Source organism: Simiaoa sunii, from assembly GCF_014337175.1.
Taxonomy (GTDB): domain Bacteria; phylum Bacillota; class Clostridia; order Lachnospirales; family Lachnospiraceae; genus Acetatifactor; species Acetatifactor intestinalis.
This window is the reverse complement of record NZ_CP060633.1, coordinates 1942837-1962716: the sequence shown is the minus strand read 5'-3', so window position 1 is coordinate 1962716 and position 19880 is coordinate 1942837. Positions and strand designations below refer to the sequence as shown.

Annotated in this window: 17 protein-coding genes, 1 tRNA gene, 1 pseudogene and 1 other annotated feature; of the genes and pseudogenes, 17 read left to right on the top strand and 2 right to left on the bottom strand. The window is 48.2% G+C overall.

Features of this window, described 5'->3' with window-relative positions:
* The first annotated feature begins 1 nt into the window (after position 1).
* The 5 genes from H9Q77_RS09035 (at position 2) to H9Q77_RS09015 (ending at position 6906) form a co-directional block, all read left to right on the top strand.
* Positions 2-1036 (top strand): InlB B-repeat-containing protein, encoded by a 1035-nt coding sequence (locus H9Q77_RS09035; protein ID WP_249325266.1) that lies wholly within the window; start codon positions 2-4, stop codon positions 1034-1036.
* A 69-nt stretch (positions 1037-1105) separates the two neighbouring features.
* Entirely contained in the window at positions 1106-2206 is a 1101-nt protein-coding gene (locus H9Q77_RS09030) for a hypothetical protein (protein ID WP_249325264.1), read from the top strand.
* On the top strand, positions 2206-3216 hold the full coding sequence (locus H9Q77_RS09025) for a PIN domain-containing protein (RefSeq protein ID WP_249325263.1): 1011 nt from the start codon (positions 2206-2208) through the stop codon (positions 3214-3216). Before H9Q77_RS09030 ends, H9Q77_RS09025 begins: the two co-directional genes overlap by 1 nt.
* Positions 3217-3296: 80 nt before the next feature.
* Positions 3297-3565 (top strand) — a binding site (T-box leader).
* Positions 3566-3670: 105 nt separating this feature from the next.
* The gene (locus H9Q77_RS09020; protein ID WP_118550255.1) at positions 3671-5362 is read left to right on the top strand and encodes a carbon starvation CstA family protein; all 1692 of its coding nucleotides are present in this window, start codon (positions 3671-3673) and stop codon (positions 5360-5362) included.
* A 197-nt stretch (positions 5363-5559) separates the two neighbouring features.
* Positions 5560-6906 (top strand): MATE family efflux transporter, encoded by a 1347-nt coding sequence (locus H9Q77_RS09015; protein WP_249325261.1) that lies wholly within the window; start codon positions 5560-5562, stop codon positions 6904-6906.
* 59 nt (positions 6907-6965) lie between these two features.
* Here H9Q77_RS09015 and H9Q77_RS09010 read toward each other — a convergent pair whose 3' ends face one another.
* Positions 6966-7538: an ECF transporter S component gene (locus H9Q77_RS09010; protein WP_249325260.1), complete on the bottom strand. Its 573-nt coding sequence runs from the start codon at positions 7536-7538 to the stop codon at positions 6966-6968.
* 170 nt (positions 7539-7708) lie between these two features.
* On the opposite strand from H9Q77_RS09010, the gene H9Q77_RS09005 reads away from it, so the two are divergent.
* The 11 genes and pseudogenes from H9Q77_RS09005 (at position 7709) to gdhA (ending at position 16041) form a co-directional block, all read left to right on the top strand.
* Positions 7709-8275 (top strand): uridine kinase family protein, encoded by a 567-nt coding sequence (locus tag H9Q77_RS09005; RefSeq protein WP_249325244.1) that lies wholly within the window; start codon positions 7709-7711, stop codon positions 8273-8275.
* Positions 8276-8300: 25 nt separating this feature from the next.
* Positions 8301-8810, top strand: coding sequence for a YqeG family HAD IIIA-type phosphatase (locus H9Q77_RS09000; RefSeq protein ID WP_118550258.1), 510 nt, complete (start codon positions 8301-8303; stop codon positions 8808-8810).
* Position 8811: 1 nt separating this feature from the next.
* Positions 8812-9699 (top strand): shikimate dehydrogenase, encoded by an 888-nt coding sequence (gene aroE / locus H9Q77_RS08995; RefSeq protein WP_249325242.1) that lies wholly within the window; start codon positions 8812-8814, stop codon positions 9697-9699.
* Positions 9656-10147 (top strand): annotated as a pseudogene (locus H9Q77_RS16850) (shikimate kinase); the annotation flags it as partial. The gene aroE and the pseudogene H9Q77_RS16850, both read left to right, overlap by 44 nt.
* 111 nt (positions 10148-10258) lie before the next feature.
* The gene (gene aroQ, locus H9Q77_RS16845; protein ID WP_249327149.1) at positions 10259-10687 is read left to right on the top strand and encodes a type II 3-dehydroquinate dehydratase; all 429 of its coding nucleotides are present in this window, start codon (positions 10259-10261) and stop codon (positions 10685-10687) included.
* Between the two features lie 89 nt (positions 10688-10776).
* A complete protein-coding gene (gene efp, locus H9Q77_RS08980; protein ID WP_022154943.1) occupies positions 10777-11334 on the top strand; it encodes an elongation factor P in 558 nt (185 codons plus the stop codon).
* Between the two features lie 152 nt (positions 11335-11486).
* Complete coding sequence (locus H9Q77_RS08975; protein ID WP_249325240.1) at positions 11487-12383, top strand: DUF5688 family protein; 897 nt, start codon at positions 11487-11489, stop codon at positions 12381-12383.
* 68 nt (positions 12384-12451) lie between these two features.
* A tRNA-Arg gene (locus H9Q77_RS08970) sits at positions 12452-12523 on the top strand.
* Positions 12524-12618: 95 nt separating this feature from the next.
* Entirely contained in the window at positions 12619-13830 is a 1212-nt protein-coding gene (locus tag H9Q77_RS08965; protein WP_249325239.1) for an SH3 domain-containing protein, read from the top strand.
* A gap of 223 nt (positions 13831-14053) precedes the next feature.
* Positions 14054-14488, top strand: a complete 435-nt coding sequence (locus tag H9Q77_RS08960; protein WP_118547216.1) for a hypothetical protein — start codon at positions 14054-14056, stop codon at positions 14486-14488.
* 206 nt (positions 14489-14694) lie between these two features.
* Positions 14695-16041, top strand: coding sequence for an NADP-specific glutamate dehydrogenase (gdhA, locus tag H9Q77_RS08955; protein ID WP_154495152.1), 1347 nt, complete (start codon positions 14695-14697; stop codon positions 16039-16041).
* Between the two features lie 240 nt (positions 16042-16281).
* Here the strand turns inward: gdhA and H9Q77_RS08950 are convergent, their stop codons facing one another.
* On the bottom strand, positions 16282-18951 hold the full coding sequence (locus tag H9Q77_RS08950) for a transglycosylase domain-containing protein (protein ID WP_249325237.1): 2670 nt from the start codon (positions 18949-18951) through the stop codon (positions 16282-16284).
* A 152-nt stretch (positions 18952-19103) separates the two neighbouring features.
* Here H9Q77_RS08950 and H9Q77_RS08945 point away from each other — a divergent pair, with 152 nt between their 5' ends.
* Complete coding sequence (locus H9Q77_RS08945) at positions 19104-19751, top strand: YigZ family protein (RefSeq protein ID WP_249325236.1); 648 nt, start codon at positions 19104-19106, stop codon at positions 19749-19751.
* The last annotated feature ends 129 nt before the right edge of the window (positions 19752-19880 follow it).

Genomic DNA, 19880 nt, shown 5'->3' with positions numbered 1-19880 from the left:
AATGCAGAAACAGGAAAACAATATACTACCGGAATACCAGACACTCCCGCCGGATTCCATAGCCCCGGAATATCCGTCGCTGCCGGACGAATATCTGCAGAGTAAACAACCTGTGGAAAAAGGGGTACCGGAACACAGTGAAAGTCGGAAGCGAAAAGTAATGCGCATACTCTGTATGCTGGCAGCTTGTGTACTGCTTGGTTGCGGCGTGTATGGAACCGAGGCAGATCAGACGAAAATACCGGCACAGACAACGGAGGAGGTGCAGGTACCTGATGAAAACGGAGAGAATCGGGACGGCAGGGAAAATGACCATGTACAGTCCGTGACAACAGAGCCAGAAATAGATGTCGCAATAGCAGAAATGTCAGAACCTATCGAAGAACAGTATCCTCTGGAAGGCGGCATCTTATATTACAAGATATATAATGAGACTCATCTGGTCAACCCCACTGCTGATGCCTGGGAGCGGATCCTGGAAGAAGGAGAACTCTCCATAGAACAGCTTCTTGCCGGAGAAGTGATCACTCTGCCGCAGCCGGAGACACCGGAAGGCTTTGCATTCCTGGGATGGGCGGCACATTTTTCAGGCGATAAGGATACCTATCCGAAGTGGAGTCTGCTTACAGAAAGCTTTACCGCAGAGGATGCGCTTAGGATCCAACCGGATGAGGAAGGCAACCGCAGTGTGGATATTCACGCGGTTTGGAACTCGCAGGATCCTGCTGCATGGCAGATGATAATGGTATTGGATGCCAATGGAGGAACGATGGAAGGACAACCATCGCAGATGTATAATGCACTGACACCGAAATATTCCGGTGGAACAGTGTATCTGTGTGGATATCCGACTCCGGAACGGGAAGGGTATCATTTCGCAGGCTGGTATCTCACGACGGATGAGGGAGACATACGGGTGGAGACCCTGCCTGCATCCCGCTTTTTTGCACAAAAAGGCGGAGAACCGGATTATAACGTTCCGTTGGAACTGCACTTGATGGCAGGCTGGGAGAAAACCGAAGAAAAGGGGAACTAAAGGTTGTTTTTCTGCGTGGGAAAAATTATAATAGGACTAACGGATCACACACAGAAAGAGGACCCCAAAATGGAAGAACAGGAAGAACAGGGAAAAAAAGAAAGCACAGTGCTCCCGGAGCCTACGGAGATCACGGTGAAAAATCCCAGGATCGGCAAAGTACGTAAGCTGGAAGAGGAAGTAAAACGTCAGAATGAGTTGGAGCAGCTTCGGACCAGGCGCATCCGTAAGGAGCAGGAATATATTGAGCAGATGAGCAAGGCGGTGGAAGACCACCTGCGCAATACCAAAGAGGAGCAGCGGTATAACGAAGAGTTTGAACGCCTGATCCGCAAGGATGTCTACCAGATGCACGGCATCAGTGAGGACAAGCTGCAGGGAATGACGGAATACCGCTATGCCCTGTATCGGGGAACAGCGTTCGGCATGTTTTTTCTGTCGCTGATCTTGACCGGAATCTGTGGATATCTCCATGGTTTCGGCTCGGAATTATGTATTTTCATGGCTTTTTATACAGCCATCGAGGGAACGCTGCTGAACAATGGGAAGAGACAGCATGCAATATTGGATGTCCTGACGAGGATTCTGTATCTGCTCTTGTTCCCGTCGATGCTGATCGTGTTTGTGTGCTATGAACTGGGATTTACAGAGTATGCTCTTATCGTACCGGCGCTTACGATAGCCGGAGTGGTGCTTCTGCTGCTGGGAGCGGTGTCCTATTTCCTGTATGACCCTTATCGACTGGATCGTAAGAATCATAAAAAGGCTAATCGCTACATCCGTGATATCGAAAAGGCTGCCATCAAGGAAGTGGAACTGGAAGAAAAAGCACTGGCGAAGCAGGCGAAAAAGCAGGAAAAGCTGGAATTAAAGGAAGAAGCCAGACAGAAGCGTGCGGCAAAGCGAAGAGAACGGAAAAAGCAGATAAAGGAGATCTTCTCCGGCTGGAAAGAGAGTATCCGCGAAAAGCTTCCGAAGAAAAAGCAGGAGCCGCCGGAAATTCTTGAGGATACTAAGACATCAACAGCGGCAGATCCCATGGGAGATACAGAGACTTCTGAACAGACAGAACAGACGGATGCTGTGGAGATGACGGTGACAGAAGGGGAACAGACAGAGAAGTCCGTGGATACAGAAGGCAGTGGGACAACGAGCATGGAGGAAGCGTAATGGCATATTATCTGATTGATTTCGAAAATGTAAAAAGCCGTGGCATGGAAGGCGTGGAGCTTTTGACGGAGGAAGATACTGTCTGTATTTTCTACAGCGATAATGCTGACAGCATGACCTTTGACCTGCATCGGAAATTAAATGAGACGAAGGCAAACATCATTTACCACAAGGTAGCGGTGGGGACCAAGAATGCACTGGATTTCCAGCTGGCAACCTATTTGGGATATCTGATCTGCGAACAGCAGAGGGAGGGGATACACCCGAATTATTTTATCGTGACCAAGGACAATGGCTTCACCAGCCTCATGGTGTACTGGAAGGCGCAGGGAGTTCCCGTGCGGATCATCCGTAACCTCTTATGGGGGAAGAATCCTGTGGCAGAGCAGAATCTTCTGACAGAAGAGGAAAATGAGGAAGAAACAGTCGTTACCACTGCAGAGGATGTGGCAGAGCAGCCGCAGCCCATACAGCCAGAGCCGGCGGAAGAGACCAAAGAGTCCGCACAGCCGGAGCCGGAGAAGGCAGATGCACTCGAAGAGCCCACACAGCCGGAGCCGGTGAAAGAGACCCAAGAACCCGTACAGTCGGAGACTGAGAAGGCGGATGCACCCGAGGAACCCGCGGAGCCTGAGACGGTGGACGAGTCTGCACAACCCGTGAAGAAGCCTTCAAGGAAAAAGAGCAACACGAGAAAGAAGAGTGTTGCAAAGACAGATGATAAGACCGCGGAAAAGAAAGCTGCAGAGAAGAAGCCTACTGAGAAGAAACCCGCAGAGAAGAAACCTGCAGAAAAGAAGCCTGCGGAGGAACCGGATGAACTGACTTTAGCAGTCGAAAAGGTCCTTACAGATCAGACCATCGTCCCGCAGGTGGTAAAGTTCATCCGCCAGTACAAGACCAAGCAGGGTATTAACAATGCCCTGAACAAAGAGTTCAAGGACAGCAAGCGCACCAGTGAAATTTATTCATCCATTAAGCCCCTGATTGCCGATAAAAAGGGAAAATGATAAAAAAGATCAAGAAAATGTGAAAAGAAAGTTATTGACAATATAAAAGCAGAGTGGTATTGTTGCTATCAAACAGAAAGTGAAATTCGATGAGCAGAACAAGATCTGCATACGGAAGCATTTCAGAGAGCCGTCGGCTGGTGTGAGACGGTATGTGAGTATGACAGAGTATCCTCTGTGAGAAGTGCACTGAAGATTTTAAGTAGGTGTCACCGGTATTCTACCGTTATTTAGAAGCCTGTTGGAAATGGGATATTTGTATTTCATGGAGATGGGAACAAGGGGTCATGTGATAAAACATGGCAAGCAAAGTGGTAACGCGGAGAGCTTAGAGCTTTTCGTCTTTGGGTGCTTAAGGGTGCCTGAGACGGAAGGCTTTTTTGTTTTACGGGCAATCAGAATTTTTCTTTCTGTCACGACAAAACAACAAGACATAAGAAAGAAGGAAACAAAAATGAACAGTTTGGTAATCATTCTGATCGCAATGGCAGTGCTGGTAGCAGGCTATGTCTTCTACGGAAGATGGCTTGCAAAAAAGTGGGGAATCGATGAGAAGGCGAAGACGCCTGCATTTACCCATGAAGATGGAGAGGACTTCGTGCCTTCCTCTAAATTCACCGTATTTTCTCATCAGTTTTCCTCTATCGCAGGGGCAGGCCCTGTGACGGGTCCCATCCTCGCATCGGTATTCGGATGGGTGCCTGTGCTTCTGTGGCTTCTGATCGGCGGCTTGTTCTTCGGTGCGGTGCAGGACTTCGGTGCTCTGTATGCTTCTGTGAAGAACGAAGGAAAATCTATGGGAATGATCATTGAAAAATACATCGGTAAGACTGGCAGGAAATTGTTCATGCTGTTCTGCTGGCTGTTCACTCTGTTAGTTATCGCAGCCTTTACCGATATGGTGGCAGGTACTTTCGTAGGTACCGGACTGGAAGATGCAGGTGTGGCATATGCTAACGGCAGTGCAGCATCCATTTCCATGTTGTTCATTCTGGTCGCTGTGATCTTCGGTCTGATCCAGAAAAAGGTTGGAAAAATGAACGAGTGGGTTAAGGCAGTCGTAGCCATCGGTCTGCTGGTAGTGATGTTTGCGGTAGGCATGAAGCTTCCGATCTATGCTTCCAAGACCACATGGATCTACATCATCATGGCATACCTGTTCCTGGCATCCGTAATGCCCATGTGGCTTCTGATGCAGCCCAGAGATTACATGACCACCTTTATGTTACTGGGCATGATCATCGGCGCTGTACTCGGTGTGGTCGTAGCACATCCCGATATGGAGCTGAATGCATTTAACGGTTTTCAGGTGGGCAACAGCAGCTTGTTCCCGACCCTGTTTGTCACGATCGCCTGCGGTGCGGTATCCGGATTCCACAGCCTGGTATCCTCCGGTACTTCCTCCAAGACCATCAGCAATGAAAAAGATATGCCCATGGTAGGCTACGGTGCCATGATCGTAGAGAGCCTGCTTGGTGTGGTAGCACTGGTAGTAGTCGGAGCAGTAGCTGTGAACGGTACGAAACCCGATGGAACTCCTTTCTCCATTTTCTCCTCCGGCGTTGCAGGATTCCTGGAGAAGATGGGTGTTCCCGTAACCGTGGCAACCGTATTCATGACCATGTGTGTATCCGCACTGGCACTGACTTCCCTGGATTCCGTAGCAAGAATCGGACGCATGTCCTTCCAGGAGCTGTTCTTAGGGGATACCACAGACACTGCAAAGATGACTCCCATGCAGAAGGTTCTGACCAATAAATATTTTGCAACCGTGATCACCCTGTTTTTCGGCTATCTGCTGACTCTGGGCGGATACAACAATGTATGGCCGCTGTTCGGTTCTGCAAACCAGCTGTTGGCTGCACTGGTACTGATCGCACTGGCAGTATTCTTAAAAACCACCGGTCGTACTGGCTGGACGCTGTACGTCCCCATGGGAATGATGTTAGTCGTAACCTTCACCGCATTGATCCAGAAGACGATCGCGTTGGTGAAAAATGTGGCTGCCGGACAGGCAACCTTCCTGGTAGACGGTTTACAGCTGATCGTTGCCGTGCTGCTTATGGTACTGGGCGTTATGGTTGCTTACAGCTGCATCCGCAAGCTGTTCGGTGCAGGGAAAAATTCAGAAAAAGAGGCAGCGTAATACAGCAGAAAAATAGCAGATAAATATAGCAGAAAAATATAGAAAAGAAATATGGCATACAAAGAAAAGATATGCTAGAATAGGGAACGGTCAGAGAGCAAAAAAGCTTTTTGACCGTTCTTTTCGTCAGAGTGGAAGCTGGCGGGGAGGATTGTAATGGGAATCAAGTAAGTAACAGGGAAAAGGATAAAAGCAAGATGAAACAGAATATGCAGGATCTGACGGAAGGATCCTTAGGGAAGAAAATACTGATCTTCAGTGTGCCGCTGATGCTATCCAATCTGCTACAGGTGCTTTTCAATATGGCGGATATTGCAGTGATCGGACAGTTCGCGGGATCTCTGTCTCTGGGTGCAGTGGGCTCCACAGCGACACTGGTCACCATGTTTACCGGATTCCTCATTGGTCTGTCCGGTGGTATCAATGTATTAACGGCATTATATTACGGAGCAAAAGATAAGGACAGCCTGTCGAAGACCATCCATTCCGCAGCACTGGTCAGCCTGATCATGGGCGTATTGTTATTAGTGCTGGGGGTAGGCTTGTCTGAGTGGATGCTGACGGCATTGAAGACGAAGGAAGAACTGTTGGACAAAGCGGTATTGTACCTGCGGATCTATTACATGGGAATGCCGGCACTGGCAATCTATAATTTCGGTAATGCGGTGTACAGTGCGGTGGGCAATACGAAAAAGCCGCTGTATTATCTCGGATTTTCCGGCGTGTTGAATATCATCTTAAATCTTTTCTTCGTCATTGTCTGTCGGATGGATGTAGCGGGAGTGGCATTAGCAAGTATCATTTCCCAATACGTGTCCGCTGTGCTGATCTTACAGGCGCTGCTTCGAAACAAAGACATCTATGCGTTGCATCCCGGAAAACTACGGATGGATCGGGAGCTTACGAGGGATATTCTGAAGCTGGGAATGCCTTCCGGATTACAGAACGTGATCTTCCAGTTCGCCAACAGCTTCGTGCAGATGGGCGTGAACTCCTTTGATGCCACGATGGTGGCGGGCAATTCTGCAGCTAGCAATGCGGATGCACTGGTGTATGATGTCATGGCGGCATTCTATACCGCCTGTGGCAGCTTTATGGGGCAGAATTACGGTGCCGGCAAAAAGAAAAGAGTGCGGAACAGTTACCTCATCAGCCTAACGTATTCCTTCGGCATCGGTCTGCTTCTGGGAGTGTCACTGGTAGTTTTCGGAAGACCGTTTTTGTCTTTGTTTACCAGAGATGCGGCAGTTATGGATGCCGGAATGTATCGTCTGACGATTATGGGCTTTTCCTATTGCATCTCGGCATTTATGGACTGTACCATTGCGGCAGCCAGAGCCCTGGGCAAAAGTATTGTACCGATGTTCATTGTCATCATGGGCTCCTGCGTATTCCGTGTGATCTGGGTTTATACGGTATTTGCGTATTTTCATACGATTCCGTCCCTGTACCTGCTGTATATGTTTTCCTGGAGCATTACCGCAGTGGCGGAGATCCTGTATTTCATACGGATCTACAGACAAAAAATGGCTCTCCTGTCGTAAGACAGAGGAGCCATTTTGCTGTGAGTGCGATGAGCCGGCCGACTCGATGGTGTATGGATTTATGCAGCTTCGGCCTCTGCAGTAGCAGAAACGGCAGCGTAACGAACCGGCAGGAGATGAGCGCGTTCCAATGCCACATAAATGGTAGGAAGTAAGATCAGCTGAAGAATGATGCCGGGGAGACAGGATACGAAATATCCGGTAGCCCAGGCAGACCAGCTGTAGGAACCGCCGGCGAAGATCAGGGCACGCAGGATTCCGGTGATCATGCGGCCGCCCAGCATGGCAATGATTAAAGCCGCATATAAATCAACGACCAGCCTGCCGCTGCGGAGAGACTGCATGACCAGACCGCTGATCAGACCATAGAGTCCCAGCTCGATCATCATGATGGGCATATAGCCAAAAGCGGGCATGCCGGTGAGCATACTGGATACAAAGGGCCCTAAAATACCACAGATGAGACCGGAAGGAGCTCCGCAGACCAGACCGCACAGCAGTACGGGCAGATGCATGGGAGAGAACAGGACGCCACCCTTAGGGATCGCATGCAGAGCCATAGGCAGTACCACACATAAGGCAACACACAGAGCGGTGATAATGCTCTTGTTTAAAACGGTTAATTTTTTCATGGAATGAAACCTCCTGATAAGGCTTCTACGTGAAGCTCAATTTATGATAAAGGGTAGGTATTTTTTTGTCAAGATAAATTGCAAAAAAGCATCTGCCATGCTATCATGAAACAAGTACTATTTTTACAGGAGTAAGGTTATGAAGAGCGGCGTGAAAGCGGAGGCTGTGGATGAGATCGCAAAGATTTTTTAATGATCTGGCAGAGGAATTACGGGAACTCCCTAAAGAGGTACGCATCATTGCCATTGACGGAAGATGCGCGGCCGGGAAGACGACACTGGCTGCAAGACTGGTAAAGGAACTGGGTGGGGATGTGATCCATATGGATGATTTTTTCCTGCCGCCTGCACTTCGGACACCGGAACGCAGAAGCGAGCCCGGAGGAAATGTACACTATGAACGCTTTTTAACGGAAGTGCTCCCGAATCTGAGATCTGGAAGACCTTTTTCCTATCGGAGATTTGATTGCTCCCGGATGACCCTGGGAGAAGAGATTCCGGTAGAAAATAACGGTTATATATTCGTGGAGGGAGCCTACAGCTGCCACCCGGTATTTGGTGACTATATGGACCGTCGGGTATTTCTGGATATTGATGGGAAGACCCAGGAAGAGCGGATCCGCAAACGGAACGGCGAGGACAGATTACAGGACTTTTTACAGCTGTGGATCCCGCTGGAAGAGGCATACTTTCAGACATTCTCTGTGTGGGAAAAAGCAGATTACATTATATTATAGAGGAAATAAACGAAAGGCGGGACATATGCTGCAGCAGTTTTACCCGGATTATGAGGCGGATTCCGCCTATGGCATAGATTACAAGACATTATATAGGAAGGGTTATCGCGGGATCATTTTTGATATTGATAATACCCTGGTACCCCATGGGGCACCGGCGACACCGCAGGCAATCGAATTTTTCGGCAGACTGCGGGAGCTGGGATTTCAGACGCTTCTATTATCGAACAATAAGGAACCCCGGGTGAAAAGCTTTGCGGACGCGGTAGGGGCTTCTTATATTTATAAGGCAGGCAAGCCGGGAAGAGACGGCTATCTGCGTGCCATGGAGCAGATGCATACTACGAAAGATACTACACTTTTTGTGGGAGACCAGCTGTTCACGGATGTGTGGGGAGCCAAAAAATGTGGCATCGTGACCTATCTGACGCGCCCCATCCATCCTAAGGAAGAGATCCAGATCGTACTGAAGAGATATTTAGAAAAAATAGTGCTGTTTTTCTACCATAGAGAATGCCGCCGGAAAGGAAAGTAAAATGCTGAATGATATCAATGGTTATACCAGAACCTGTGGACTGATCGGCAACCCGGTGGAGCACACGCTGTCACCGGTGATCCATAATACTCTGTCCATGGTGCTGGGAGAAAATCTGGCATATGTCCCGTTTCATGTGGAGAACGGAAGACTGGAGGATGCTGTAAAGGGAGCCTTTGCGCTGAATCTGCTGGGTTTAAATGTGACGGTTCCTTATAAAAGTGATGTGATCCCGTATCTGACGGACATCGATCCGCTGGCAGAGAATATCGGAGCGGTGAATACTCTGGTACGGACCGAGACAGGCTATAAGGGATATAATACCGATATGCCCGGATTGTACCGCGCCATGTGTGAAGATGGTGTGAAGGTGAAGGGAGAAAAAGTGCTGATCCTGGGTGCCGGCGGTGTGGCGAGAGCCGTGGCTATGCTGCTGTTGGATAAGGGGGCAAGGGAAGCCATCCTTCTCAACCGTACGGTGCAGAAAGCACAGGAGGTGGCGGACGAGGTCAATCGTATCGCCGGCAGGAAATTTGCGAAAGCAATGTCTGTGGATGCGTATGACACACTTCCGGCAGGAAAACAATATCTTGCAATACAGGCCACCAGTGTGGGCATGTATCCCCACTGTGATGCGGCCGTGATCGAGGATCCTGCATTTTATGAAAAAGTACATACCGGTTATGATCTGATCTTCAATCCGCCGAAGACCCGGTTTATGGAGCTGGTGGAGGCACAGGGCGGTAAGGCCTACAACGGAGCGAAGATGCTGCTGTACCAGGGAATTATTGCGTTTGAACTGTGGACAGGCTGCAAGGTCGAATCGTGGCTGGCAGACAAAGTCTATGACCGGATGCAGGAAGCAAAAAAGACAGAGGACGGAAAATAAAATGAAGCACAAGCGCAGGAATATCGTCCTGATCGGTTTTATGGGATCGGGGAAAACCACACTGGGATTAAAGCTGTCCTATCTGCTGCGGATGCCGGTGGAAGATACGGATAAAATGATTGAGAGGCAGGAAGGCAGGAGCATTTCGGAGATTTTTGCGGATGATGGGGAAGCCTATTTCCGGGAACTGGAGACGGAAGTCTTACGCAAATGCGGCAGTAGAAAATACGAGTACATTCTGTCCGTAGGCGGAGGAACCCCGGTCAATCCGGTGAACCGTCCCCTGTTGCATCAATGTGGAACGGTGGTATACTTAAGAGTGTCACCTGAAGTAGTCTATGAGAGACTCAAAAATGATACCACAAGACCGCTGTTGCAATGTGAGGATCCGCTTGGAAGAATCCGGGAACTGTTAGCAGTACGGGATAAAATCTATACGGAATGTGCAGATATCATCCTGGATGCAAATAGGGGATACTCTGATGAACTGGCAGAGGAACTGCAGCTGCAGCTTCGTAAGCTGAAAGAAGCACCGAAGAAAAAGGAGCGTGAGAAGAAAATGAAAATTTTAGTGATCAACGGCCCTAACCTGAATTTCCTGGGAATCCGGGAGAAAAAAATCTATGGCACGCAGGATTATCAGTATCTGTTGGATCTGATCGACAAAAAGGCAAAGGAGACCGGGGATGAGATCCAGACGTTCCAGAGCAATCATGAAGGAGCCATTATCGACAGGATCCAGGAAGCCTATTTTGATGGATCAACCGGTATTGTAATTAATCCGGGAGCTTATACTCATTACAGTTATGCTATCCGGGACGCACTGGCAAGCGTGGATATTCCGAAAGTGGAAGTCCATATTTCCGATATTACACGCAGAGAAGAATTTCGCAAGATTTCCGTGACGGCACCGGTATGTAATAAGCAGATCTACGGCCAGGGACTGGACGGATATCTTCAGGCAATTGATTTCTTAAGAGAAATTTGAAAAAAATATTCAAAAGTAGTTGAAATATGTATGCTTTTATATTAAAATATTAAAGAATTATGACGTGAAAATATTAGGAGGAATACATTATGATTTCTGCAGGTGATTTCAGAAATGGTATTACCATTGAGTATGATAACAATGTTTACCAGATTATCGAATTCCAGCATGTTAAGCCGGGAAAGGGCGCAGCATTCGTTAGAACCAAGCTGAAGAACATCAAGAGTGGCGGTGTAGTTGAGAAGACCTTCCGTCCTACTGAGAAGTGCCCTCAGGCGCGTATTGATAGAAAGGATATGCAGTATCTGTATGAAGATGGTGATCTGTACTACTTCATGGATACCGAGACTTACGATCAGGTTGCACTGAATTCTGAGACCGTAGGCGATGCACTGAAGTTCGTAAAAGAGAACGAGATGTGCAAGATCTGCTCTCACAATGGCAGCGTATTCTCCGTTGAGCCTCCTCTGTTCGTAGAACTGGAGATCACAGAGACTGAGCCTGGATTCAAGGGCGATACCGCTACCGGTGCCAGCAAGCCTGCTACCGTTGAGACCGGAGCTACCGTAGCTGTACCTTTGTTCGTTAACCAGGGTGACAAGATCAAGATCGACACCAGAACCGGTGAGTATCTGTCTCGTGCATAATCACTGATATCCGAGCATAAGACCTGTAAGGCAATGAGTGACCTTTTTTTCGAAGGTGTACTTGTTGCCTTTTTTGTTGCAATTTGAAATACCACATGGGTAAAAGCCGGTCTGGGGAGACAGCGCTTTCGGAGATACATGGAGGTATTTATATGGAAATGACCGTTTTCAGAACAAAAGTACAGCGTGCAGTCAGTGAGGCGCTTGGAGAGGAATACAGCGTAGAATTAAGAGAAGTACAGAAGAATAATGGAGTGATCCTGCAGGGACTTATGATTCGCAGGGCGCAGGAAAACATGATGCCCACCATATACCTGAATTCTTTTCTAAAGGCCTATGAGGAAGGTGCGACATTTGCGGATATTATCCGGAAGATCGTTACGGTGTACAGAGAAGATGCCGTGGGAAAACAGATCGATATCTCATTTTTCACGGATTTTGAAAAAGTAAAAGACAGGATATGCTTCCGGCTGATCAATCGTGATAAAAACCGAAGCTTCCTGGAAAAGGTGCCATATATTCCCGTTCTGGATCTGGCTGCCTGTTTTTACTATGCATACGATGGCAATGGAGTGCAGAACGGAATGATCCCTATTTACAACAACCATATGTCCGCATGGAATGTGACGGACAGAGAATTGTTTGCCTGTGCTGTGAAAAATACTCCCAGACTTTTTCCCTGCGACATTATGCCGATGGAAAGTGCATTGGAGGAACTGCTGGAGGAGCTTCAGGCAGATGTAAGACAACATCTGGCACGGGAGATTCCCATGCTGATCCTGACAAATGCCGGGAAAACATACGGTGCCTGCTGCATTTTATACCCGAAAGTGCTGGAGCAGCTGGCGGAACGGGTGGATGGGGATTATTATCTGATTCCCAGTTCGGTTCATGAATTTATTCTGCTTCCGGTAGATCAGGGACGGAGTGCGGAGGAGCTGAAGGAGATGATCGTCGAGGTAAACAGCACGGAGCTGACTCCGGAAGAGATTTTGTCGGATCAGCTTTATTTATACAGCAGCCAGGAGCGCTGTGTAAAAATACTTTAATTTTAACTGGACATGTGTAGGGTTTTATGATATTATAGTCGAGGTGATGTAACAAATTTGTAATATTTGCATCCGTAGTCTAATGGATAGAACGGAGGCCTCCGACGCCTTTAATGCAGGTTCGATTCCTGTCGGATGCATTTACATCACCTTGATTATAGGGAGAGAGATGAGAGAAGCCGCTTGCGGCTTTTTGCAATTCAAGGAATATTTCAGAATTCGGAAAGGACTATATATGTGGAAAGAGAAAATACATTCCATCGGCAATTATATCATAAAACATAATAAGGTTGTACTTCCGGCAGTGGTTGTAGTAGCGGTGGCTATTACCGTATCTGTAAGCCTGAGCCTGAGCAGCCGTCATAAGGAGGCACAGCAGGAGGCAGAGATCGCATCCGCAGCCAGTGAGACGGCAACAGAGCCGACGACGGAGGATGTGCCGCTGGTGGCCAACGAAGAAGGAGCGATTTACACACTGATCGCAACGTATTATAATGCCATGGCTACGGGAGACGAAGAGACACTTCGTTCCGTATGCGATGAAATCTCGGATAAGGATATGTATCGTTATGTAGAACTGTCTCAGTACATTGACTATTATCCCACTTTGGAGATATATACCAAGACGGGACCGGAGGAAGGTTCTGTGATCGCCTATGTGTATTACAAAATCTCTTTTACAGGTCACGAAGAAGAGGTTCCCGGATATCAGGCGCTCTATATCTGCACCAACGATCAGGGCGGACTGTATATTAAGCGTGGTGAGAACAGCGAAGAAGTAAATGAATATATCAAGACGGTCAGCACGCAGGATGATGTTGTGGAATTCAATAATAAGATTACCGTGGAATATAATGAACTTATGGTGGACCATCCGGAGGTGCTGCAGTATATCAGTGAACTGGATTCTCAGGTAAGTATTGCGGTAGGCGAGAAGCTTGCCAATCAGGTGGCCGCAGAGACGCAGGTCGCAGAAGCCGGAACAGAGGAAGGCAGCACGGACGGACAGGATACTCAGACGGAAAACGGCGAACAGCAGGAGGCAGAGGATCAGGGACCTCAATATGTAACCACCACCACAACCGTGAATGTCAGAAGCTCTGACAGTGAGCAGGCAGATAAACTTGGCAAGGTATCCGGCGGTACGAAGCTGCAGGTTTTGGAACAGCGTCCTAACGGCTGGACCAAGGTGGATTACGAAGGCAAGGAAGGCTACATCAAGACAGAGTTCCTGCAGCTGGCGGAGAGTGCAGCGGGAACTGAGACCATCGGAACAGTTACTGCCACCACCAATATTAACGTGCGTGCATCGGCCAGCGAGACAGCAGACAGACTGGGAGTTCTCTCCGGCGGTGATTCCGCAGAGCTGGTAGGCACAGAAGGCGACTGGAGCAAGATCAAATACAACGGTCAGATCGGATATGTAAAGAGCGAGTATGTGCAATAGATTTTCTAAGTTCATAAGCTCGCGGATGCTTGCATACGGCGACTTATGAACTTAAGAAAATCGCACCTACATGAGGAAGAAGCGATTTGCGTCAGCAAATCAGCGGAATCCGAATGTAGGTAGAATTGTGGAAGCAGCGTAGCTGCGGAACAATTCGTATTGCACGAATAAAATAAATATTTTCAGGGAAAGCTTCTTACCAAAAACGGTAAGGAGCTTTTTGATGAACAAACAGGAAATTAACATCTATCGGGAAATACAGCGTAATACGGAAATGGCGATGAAAGCACTGGATGCTGTTACGGATAAAATCTACGATGACCGTCTGGCTGCGACTGTGGCAGACCAGGAGCTGCAATATTCCAGACTGCATGACAGAGCAGTGCAGAAACTGGTAGAAGGCAAAACACAGATTTATCGCACGAATGCTATAGAGAATATGATGCTTAAGATGGGCATCGGATACAATACACTTCTAAATACCGGCACGGGACATATAGCGGAAATGATCATAAAGGGAAGCAACAACGGAGTGCTGGAGATGGAGAAAGTGCTGGCGCATAACGAAGAGATGGCGGATACTTCCAGCAGAGCATTGGCAAGGGAACTAATTGCCATGGAAAACAGTAACATCCGGGCCCTGAAAGAATATCTATAGCACACTTTTGGTAAAATGACGAACAGTATAACGCACAGATTGTATACTTGTATAATTTATTGTGCAAATTATACAGAAAAACGGTCAAAACTTTTATGATTTAGTGGGATAAAGTTTATTGTACAATTAAAAAAGTCGTTTTATAATAAAGCATATGGCAACCAGGTTGTCATGAATCTGTATACCAATTGAAGGAGGACATTCAGATGTCATATGTTGATGAAGTATTTGATATGGTAGTGGCCAAAAATCCCGCACAGCCCGAATTCCATCAGGCAGTCAAAGAGGTTCTGGAATCTCTTCGTGTTGTGATCGAGGCAAATGAGGAAAAATATCGTAAGGACGCTCTGCTGGAGAGAATCGTAACTCCCGAGAGACAGATCCTGTTCCGTGTACCTTGGGTGGATGACAAGGGTCAGGTTCAGGTTAACAACGGCTTCCGTGTACAGTTCAATTCCGCGATCGGACCTTACAAGGGTGGTTTACGTTTACATCCTTCTGTAAACTTAGGTATCATCAAGTTCCTTGGTTTTGAGCAGATCTTCAAGAACTCCCTGACCGGACTGCCGATCGGCGGTGGTAAGGGTGGATCCGATTTCGATCCCAAGGGCAAATCCGACAGAGAGATCATGGCTTTCTGCCAGAGCTTCATCACAGAACTTTACAAATATATCGGAGCAGACACCGATGTTCCCGCTGGTGATATCGGTACCGGCGCAAGAGAGATCGGTTATATGTACGGACAGTACAAGAGACTGACCGGTCTGTATGAAGGCGTTCTGACCGGTAAGGGCTTAAGCTACGGCGGATCCCTGGCAAGAACCGAAGCAACCGGTTACGGTCTGCTGTATCTGACAGAGGAGATGTTAAAGTGCAATGGCAAGGATATCGCAGGCAAGACTGTTACTGTATCCGGTGCCGGCAATGTAGCAATCTACGCTATCCAGAAAGCAGAGCAGTTAGGTGCAAAGGTAGTTACCTGTTCCGATTCTACCGGCTGGATCTATGATCCCGAAGGAATCGATGTAGCTCTGTTACGGGAAGTGAAGGAAGTTAAGCGTGCAAGACTGACTGAGTATGCAGCAGCAAGACCCAGTGCACAGTATCATGAGAAGAAGAACGGTGAGCACGGTGTATGGACTGTTAAGTGTGATGTAGCTCTTCCCTGCGCAACCCAGAACGAGCTGGATCTGGAGGATGCAAAGCAGCTCGTAGCTAACGGCGTATTCGCTGTAGCAGAGGGCGCTAACATGCCTACCACCATGGAAGCTACCGAGTACTTCCAGAAGAACGGTGTTCTGTTCTGCCCTGGCAAGGCATCCAACGCAGGCGGTGTTGCTACCTCCGCTCTGGAGATGAGCCAGAACAGTGAGAGACTTTCCTGGACCTTCGAAGAAGTAGATGCCAAGCTGAAGAACATCATGGTGAACATCTTCCATAATCTGGATGATGCAGCTAAAAAGTACGGTATGGAAGGCAACTACGTAGCAGGTGCGAACATCGCAGGCTTCCTGAAGGTTGCAGATGCTATGACCGCTCAGGGTATTGTGTAGTATATGATGCCAGGGGAAAAAGGTCTAAACCCACATGAGCTTGCTCATATGTGGGAGAAAGACTTTTTGACCCGCCCCGATATGAGCATAAAAGTGGGATGATAATCCCACGATATGCGAATAGAGGGTAGGATTGCGAGAGTGCATAGCACGAAGCAATCCGTAGGCATCAAAAAGTCCCCGGAATCTGAAGTTCCGGGGACTTTTTTAGTGGTGCGCCATGCGGCGCACCTTTTTGTTCTATTCCTGTGGCTGCTGTGCAGCGGCATTCCGTGCGTTGATCTCAGCCTGCTGCTGATTGATGACTGCTTCGTAATCCGGGTTCGCGAAGAAGGTAGCGTCATGCTGACACTGAGTTCTGGTGTTGGGTGTGCTGACTGTCTGTGTACCGTCCGGATTGTTGATGATGACGGTAGAACCCTGCTGTAATGCAGGATCCTCTACCAGAGGCATCGTAGCAATACCGGTGTATTTGAACGGGCAGTCAGGACTTGCGGGAAGTCCATCATAAGCACAGATCTCGCCCTGATAATGTACATCACAGCTCTCGGTAGGTTCGGTACCTTCAGCAAAGTATTCCGTGTAAACACATCCGTCACAGAGACCGGGAATCGGCAGCTTTCCGGACTGAGAACATACCGCAACCTGTACGATTCCGGAAGGAACCGGGAACTGGGTGTTGGGCAGATCCTCATGAACCCGTTTCATCACCTTGCGCCATAAAGTCTTAGAAACACCGTCTTCCGCATTGTTCAGGTCTACGTTGTTATCGTAACCGGTCCAGGTAGCAGCAGTGTAATAAGGGGTATATCCTGCAAACCATGCGTCGGTAGGTCCTGTTGTGGTACCTGTCTTACCGGCAATGGCCATGCCACCGAAGTTAACCTTTCCACCGGTACCGGAAGTAACAACATCCTGCATGGCACTGGTCAGCAGGAAAGCAGTAGTTTCCTTGATCACCTGTCTGGTGGGAGGATTCGTATTGTCCAGGATTACATTGCCGTCGGAATCAGTGACTCTGGTGTACAGCTTTGGCGTTACATAAGTACCGCCGTTTGCAATGGCTGCGTAAGCAGCTGTCAGCTCATAAGGAGTAACACCGTAGGTCAGACCACCCAGAGCCAGGGACTGGTTCACATCGGACTTGATCTCATTGCCGACCTGGACACCGTCGGTCAGAGTGGTAAATCCAAAGTTTAACAGATAATCGTATCCGAGTCTCGGGGTGATCACCGTGATATTTTTTACAGCGATGATATTCAGGGAGTCACGGATCGCACTGCGGATATTCTGGATGCCACGGTAGCCGGACTTGTACCAGTTACGTACAGGAGTACCGTCTGCATAATTAAACGGTGCATCGTTGTAGACCGTTGCCAGAGTCTTCCCGGCACTGTCCAGAGCGGGAGCGTAGGAGGCCACTACCTTGAAGGTAGATCCGGGCAGACGCTTTGCACTGGTAGCACGGTTCAGGGTCCTACGGCCTTCCTTGGAGCCACGGCCGCCGATCATGGCTACAATATGACCGGTACTCTGTTCTTCGATGACCATAGCAGACTGCGGCTGAGGTGTCATGGTGATCGTCTCTTCGTAGTTATCCGCATTGTCTTCCACACCCAACTGGGCTAACATGGCGGAACGGTACGTATCTATAGCCGCATAAGCATCATCCTGGGAGGAGAAGATCAGATTGAACTTTTTATTCTGATTTTCCTTGAACCAGGTCATCATGTTTTCTTTACTGAAGTTATTTTTGGTGCCATCAGGAGAGATAATGGTAAGTGCATAGTTCAGATACCATTTCACGTTCTCCGGATAATTGGAGGGATCTGCATATTCTTCGTTCAGAATTGCCTGAATCTTGGGATCCAGAGTGGATTCCACACGCAATCCGCCGGAAGTAAGCAGCGTCTCTGCCATGGCTTCGTTATAACCGGACAGGATCAGATCCTGTTTTACCTGCTCATACACGGCATCGGAGAAGTAAGAGCCGGTAGTAGCATTGGCTTCCTGATAGTCGATATCATACAGCCCGATACGCTCGTATACCGCATCGGTATCTGCCACGGCTTCATCGTATTGTGCCTGACTGATAAAGCCAAGCTCCAGCATTTTTTTCAGACAGGTCTCACGACGTTTTGCATTTTCTTCCGGATGCCGGATCGGATTGTATTTGGAAGGGTTCTGCGTAATACTAGCGATCACAGCACACTCGGAAATCGTTAGGTCACTGCAGTGCTTACCGAAGTAACGCAGGGAAGCGGATTCCACACCAAGAGTATTTTGTCCTAAGTTGATGGCGTTCATGTAACGCAGCAGAATCTCATCCTTTGAATAATACTTGGTGATTTCCAGTGCCAGATACTGCTCCTGAATCTTACGCTTGATCTTTTTGATCTTATTATTGCCCTCAGAAGTCCAGTCGGTAAAGACGGTATTTTTCAATAGCTGCTGGGTGATGGTACTTGCACCCTGGGCCTCTTCACCGCCGGTCTTTAAAAACTGGTAACCGGCACGGAGAATGCTCTTGAAGTCGATACCGTTGTGCTGATAGAAACGCTCGTCCTCGATCGCCACGAAGGCTTTGCCCATGTAGTCGGGAATTTCATCCATGCCTACGGAGAGACGGTTGGAGTTGGTGCTGACATATTGGTCGATCTCATTGCCTTCCTTATCATATACGATAGTAGCCTCGCCTACTGCCACGACATCGGACAGCCGGATCGTGGGAGTGGAAGAGAGGATGCCGCGGAAGACACCGATACCGGCAGCTACACCGCAGATGCCGATGCCTACGACAGCGGCCAGCATGATCTTGACACAGGTCAGTGCGAGCTTCCTTCCCCATTTTTGTGATTTAGAGTTGAGTGCCTTCTGCTTCGCTCGGACACCTTTTTTACCATAATTCATAAAACAAGTCCTTTCTGTCTGAGATACAGACGAAAATATTATACCAAATAATGCTATGTAAATAAAGGCTTTTTAGAATTGTTTCACATTTTGGAAAAGTTATGCTACACTGGAAAAGAATCCGAAGGAAAACAAAAATAAGTGAGGTTAACATGGGCAATACGGCAGCAACAGACAGTTACAGAGTATTATTATCCGGCGGCGAAGGAGAGATCGTGGAGAAAAAATCCCGTTTCATCGCAACGATCCGTAAGTGTGAAACCGAGGAAGAGGCCGTAGCTTTTATAGAAGAAATGAAGAAAAAGTATTGGGATGCCAGACATAACTGTTCTGCATTTATAATAGGAAGCAGAGGCGAACTGACCAGGTGCAGTGATGATGGAGAACCCTCCGGCACTGCGGGAAGACCCATGCTGGAGGTGTTGACCGGTTCCGGGATCCGCAATATCGCGGTGGTGGTGACGAGGTACTTCGGTGGCACCCTGCTAGGTACCGGTGGACTGGTGCGGGCATACACCCAGGCGGTGAAGGAAGGGCTTGCCCACTGCGAGACGGGGATCATGCGAAAAGGCTGTGAACTGGAAGTCGCGGCAGATTATAATGACGTAGGAAAGCTGCAATATTATTTCGGACAGCAGGGCATCGTTCCCACAGACAGTATCTATGCCGAAAACGTAAAATTTATTTTACTTATCCCGGTGGAAAAAGAGGAAAAAGTCAGGAAAAACCTGACAGAAACCACCTGTGGAAAGGTAAAAATTGAGAAATTGAAAGAGACTTATTTCGTTGACAAAGAATAGTCAATGAAATAAAATAAAAATAGCGGTTTAAGGATTCCATGAGGAAAGGTGGTGGTTTTTATGAAGTGTACACAGAAGAGCTCTGACAACCCACTTCCGGGGCGAAGTTGCCATGTAAGTTACACCCAT

Coding starts and splice junctions, on each gene's coding strand:
- efp (WP_022154943.1), top strand. CDS start 10,777: ATGATTTCTGCAGGTGATTTCAGAAATGGTATTACCATTGAGTATGAT.
- H9Q77_RS09005 (WP_249325244.1), top strand. CDS start 7,709: ATGAGATCGCAAAGATTTTTTAATGATCTGGCAGAGGAATTACGGGAA.
- H9Q77_RS08950 (WP_249325237.1), bottom strand. CDS start 18,951: ATGAATTATGGTAAAAAAGGTGTCCGAGCGAAGCAGAAGGCACTCAAC.
- H9Q77_RS09035 (WP_249325266.1), top strand. CDS start 2: ATGCAGAAACAGGAAAACAATATACTACCGGAATACCAGACACTCCCG.
- H9Q77_RS08975 (WP_249325240.1), top strand. CDS start 11,487: ATGGAAATGACCGTTTTCAGAACAAAAGTACAGCGTGCAGTCAGTGAG.
- H9Q77_RS09015 (WP_249325261.1), top strand. CDS start 5,560: ATGAAACAGAATATGCAGGATCTGACGGAAGGATCCTTAGGGAAGAAA.
- H9Q77_RS08945 (WP_249325236.1), top strand. CDS start 19,104: ATGGGCAATACGGCAGCAACAGACAGTTACAGAGTATTATTATCCGGC.
- H9Q77_RS09000 (WP_118550258.1), top strand. CDS start 8,301: ATGCTGCAGCAGTTTTACCCGGATTATGAGGCGGATTCCGCCTATGGC.
- H9Q77_RS09025 (WP_249325263.1), top strand. CDS start 2,206: ATGGCATATTATCTGATTGATTTCGAAAATGTAAAAAGCCGTGGCATG.
- gdhA (WP_154495152.1), top strand. CDS start 14,695: ATGTCATATGTTGATGAAGTATTTGATATGGTAGTGGCCAAAAATCCC.
- H9Q77_RS08960 (WP_118547216.1), top strand. CDS start 14,054: ATGAACAAACAGGAAATTAACATCTATCGGGAAATACAGCGTAATACG.
- H9Q77_RS09020 (WP_118550255.1), top strand. CDS start 3,671: ATGAACAGTTTGGTAATCATTCTGATCGCAATGGCAGTGCTGGTAGCA.
- H9Q77_RS09010 (WP_249325260.1), bottom strand. CDS start 7,538: ATGAAAAAATTAACCGTTTTAAACAAGAGCATTATCACCGCTCTGTGT.
- H9Q77_RS09030 (WP_249325264.1), top strand. CDS start 1,106: ATGGAAGAACAGGAAGAACAGGGAAAAAAAGAAAGCACAGTGCTCCCG.
- aroQ (WP_249327149.1), top strand. CDS start 10,259: ATGAAAATTTTAGTGATCAACGGCCCTAACCTGAATTTCCTGGGAATC.
- aroE (WP_249325242.1), top strand. CDS start 8,812: ATGCTGAATGATATCAATGGTTATACCAGAACCTGTGGACTGATCGGC.
- H9Q77_RS08965 (WP_249325239.1), top strand. CDS start 12,619: ATGTGGAAAGAGAAAATACATTCCATCGGCAATTATATCATAAAACAT.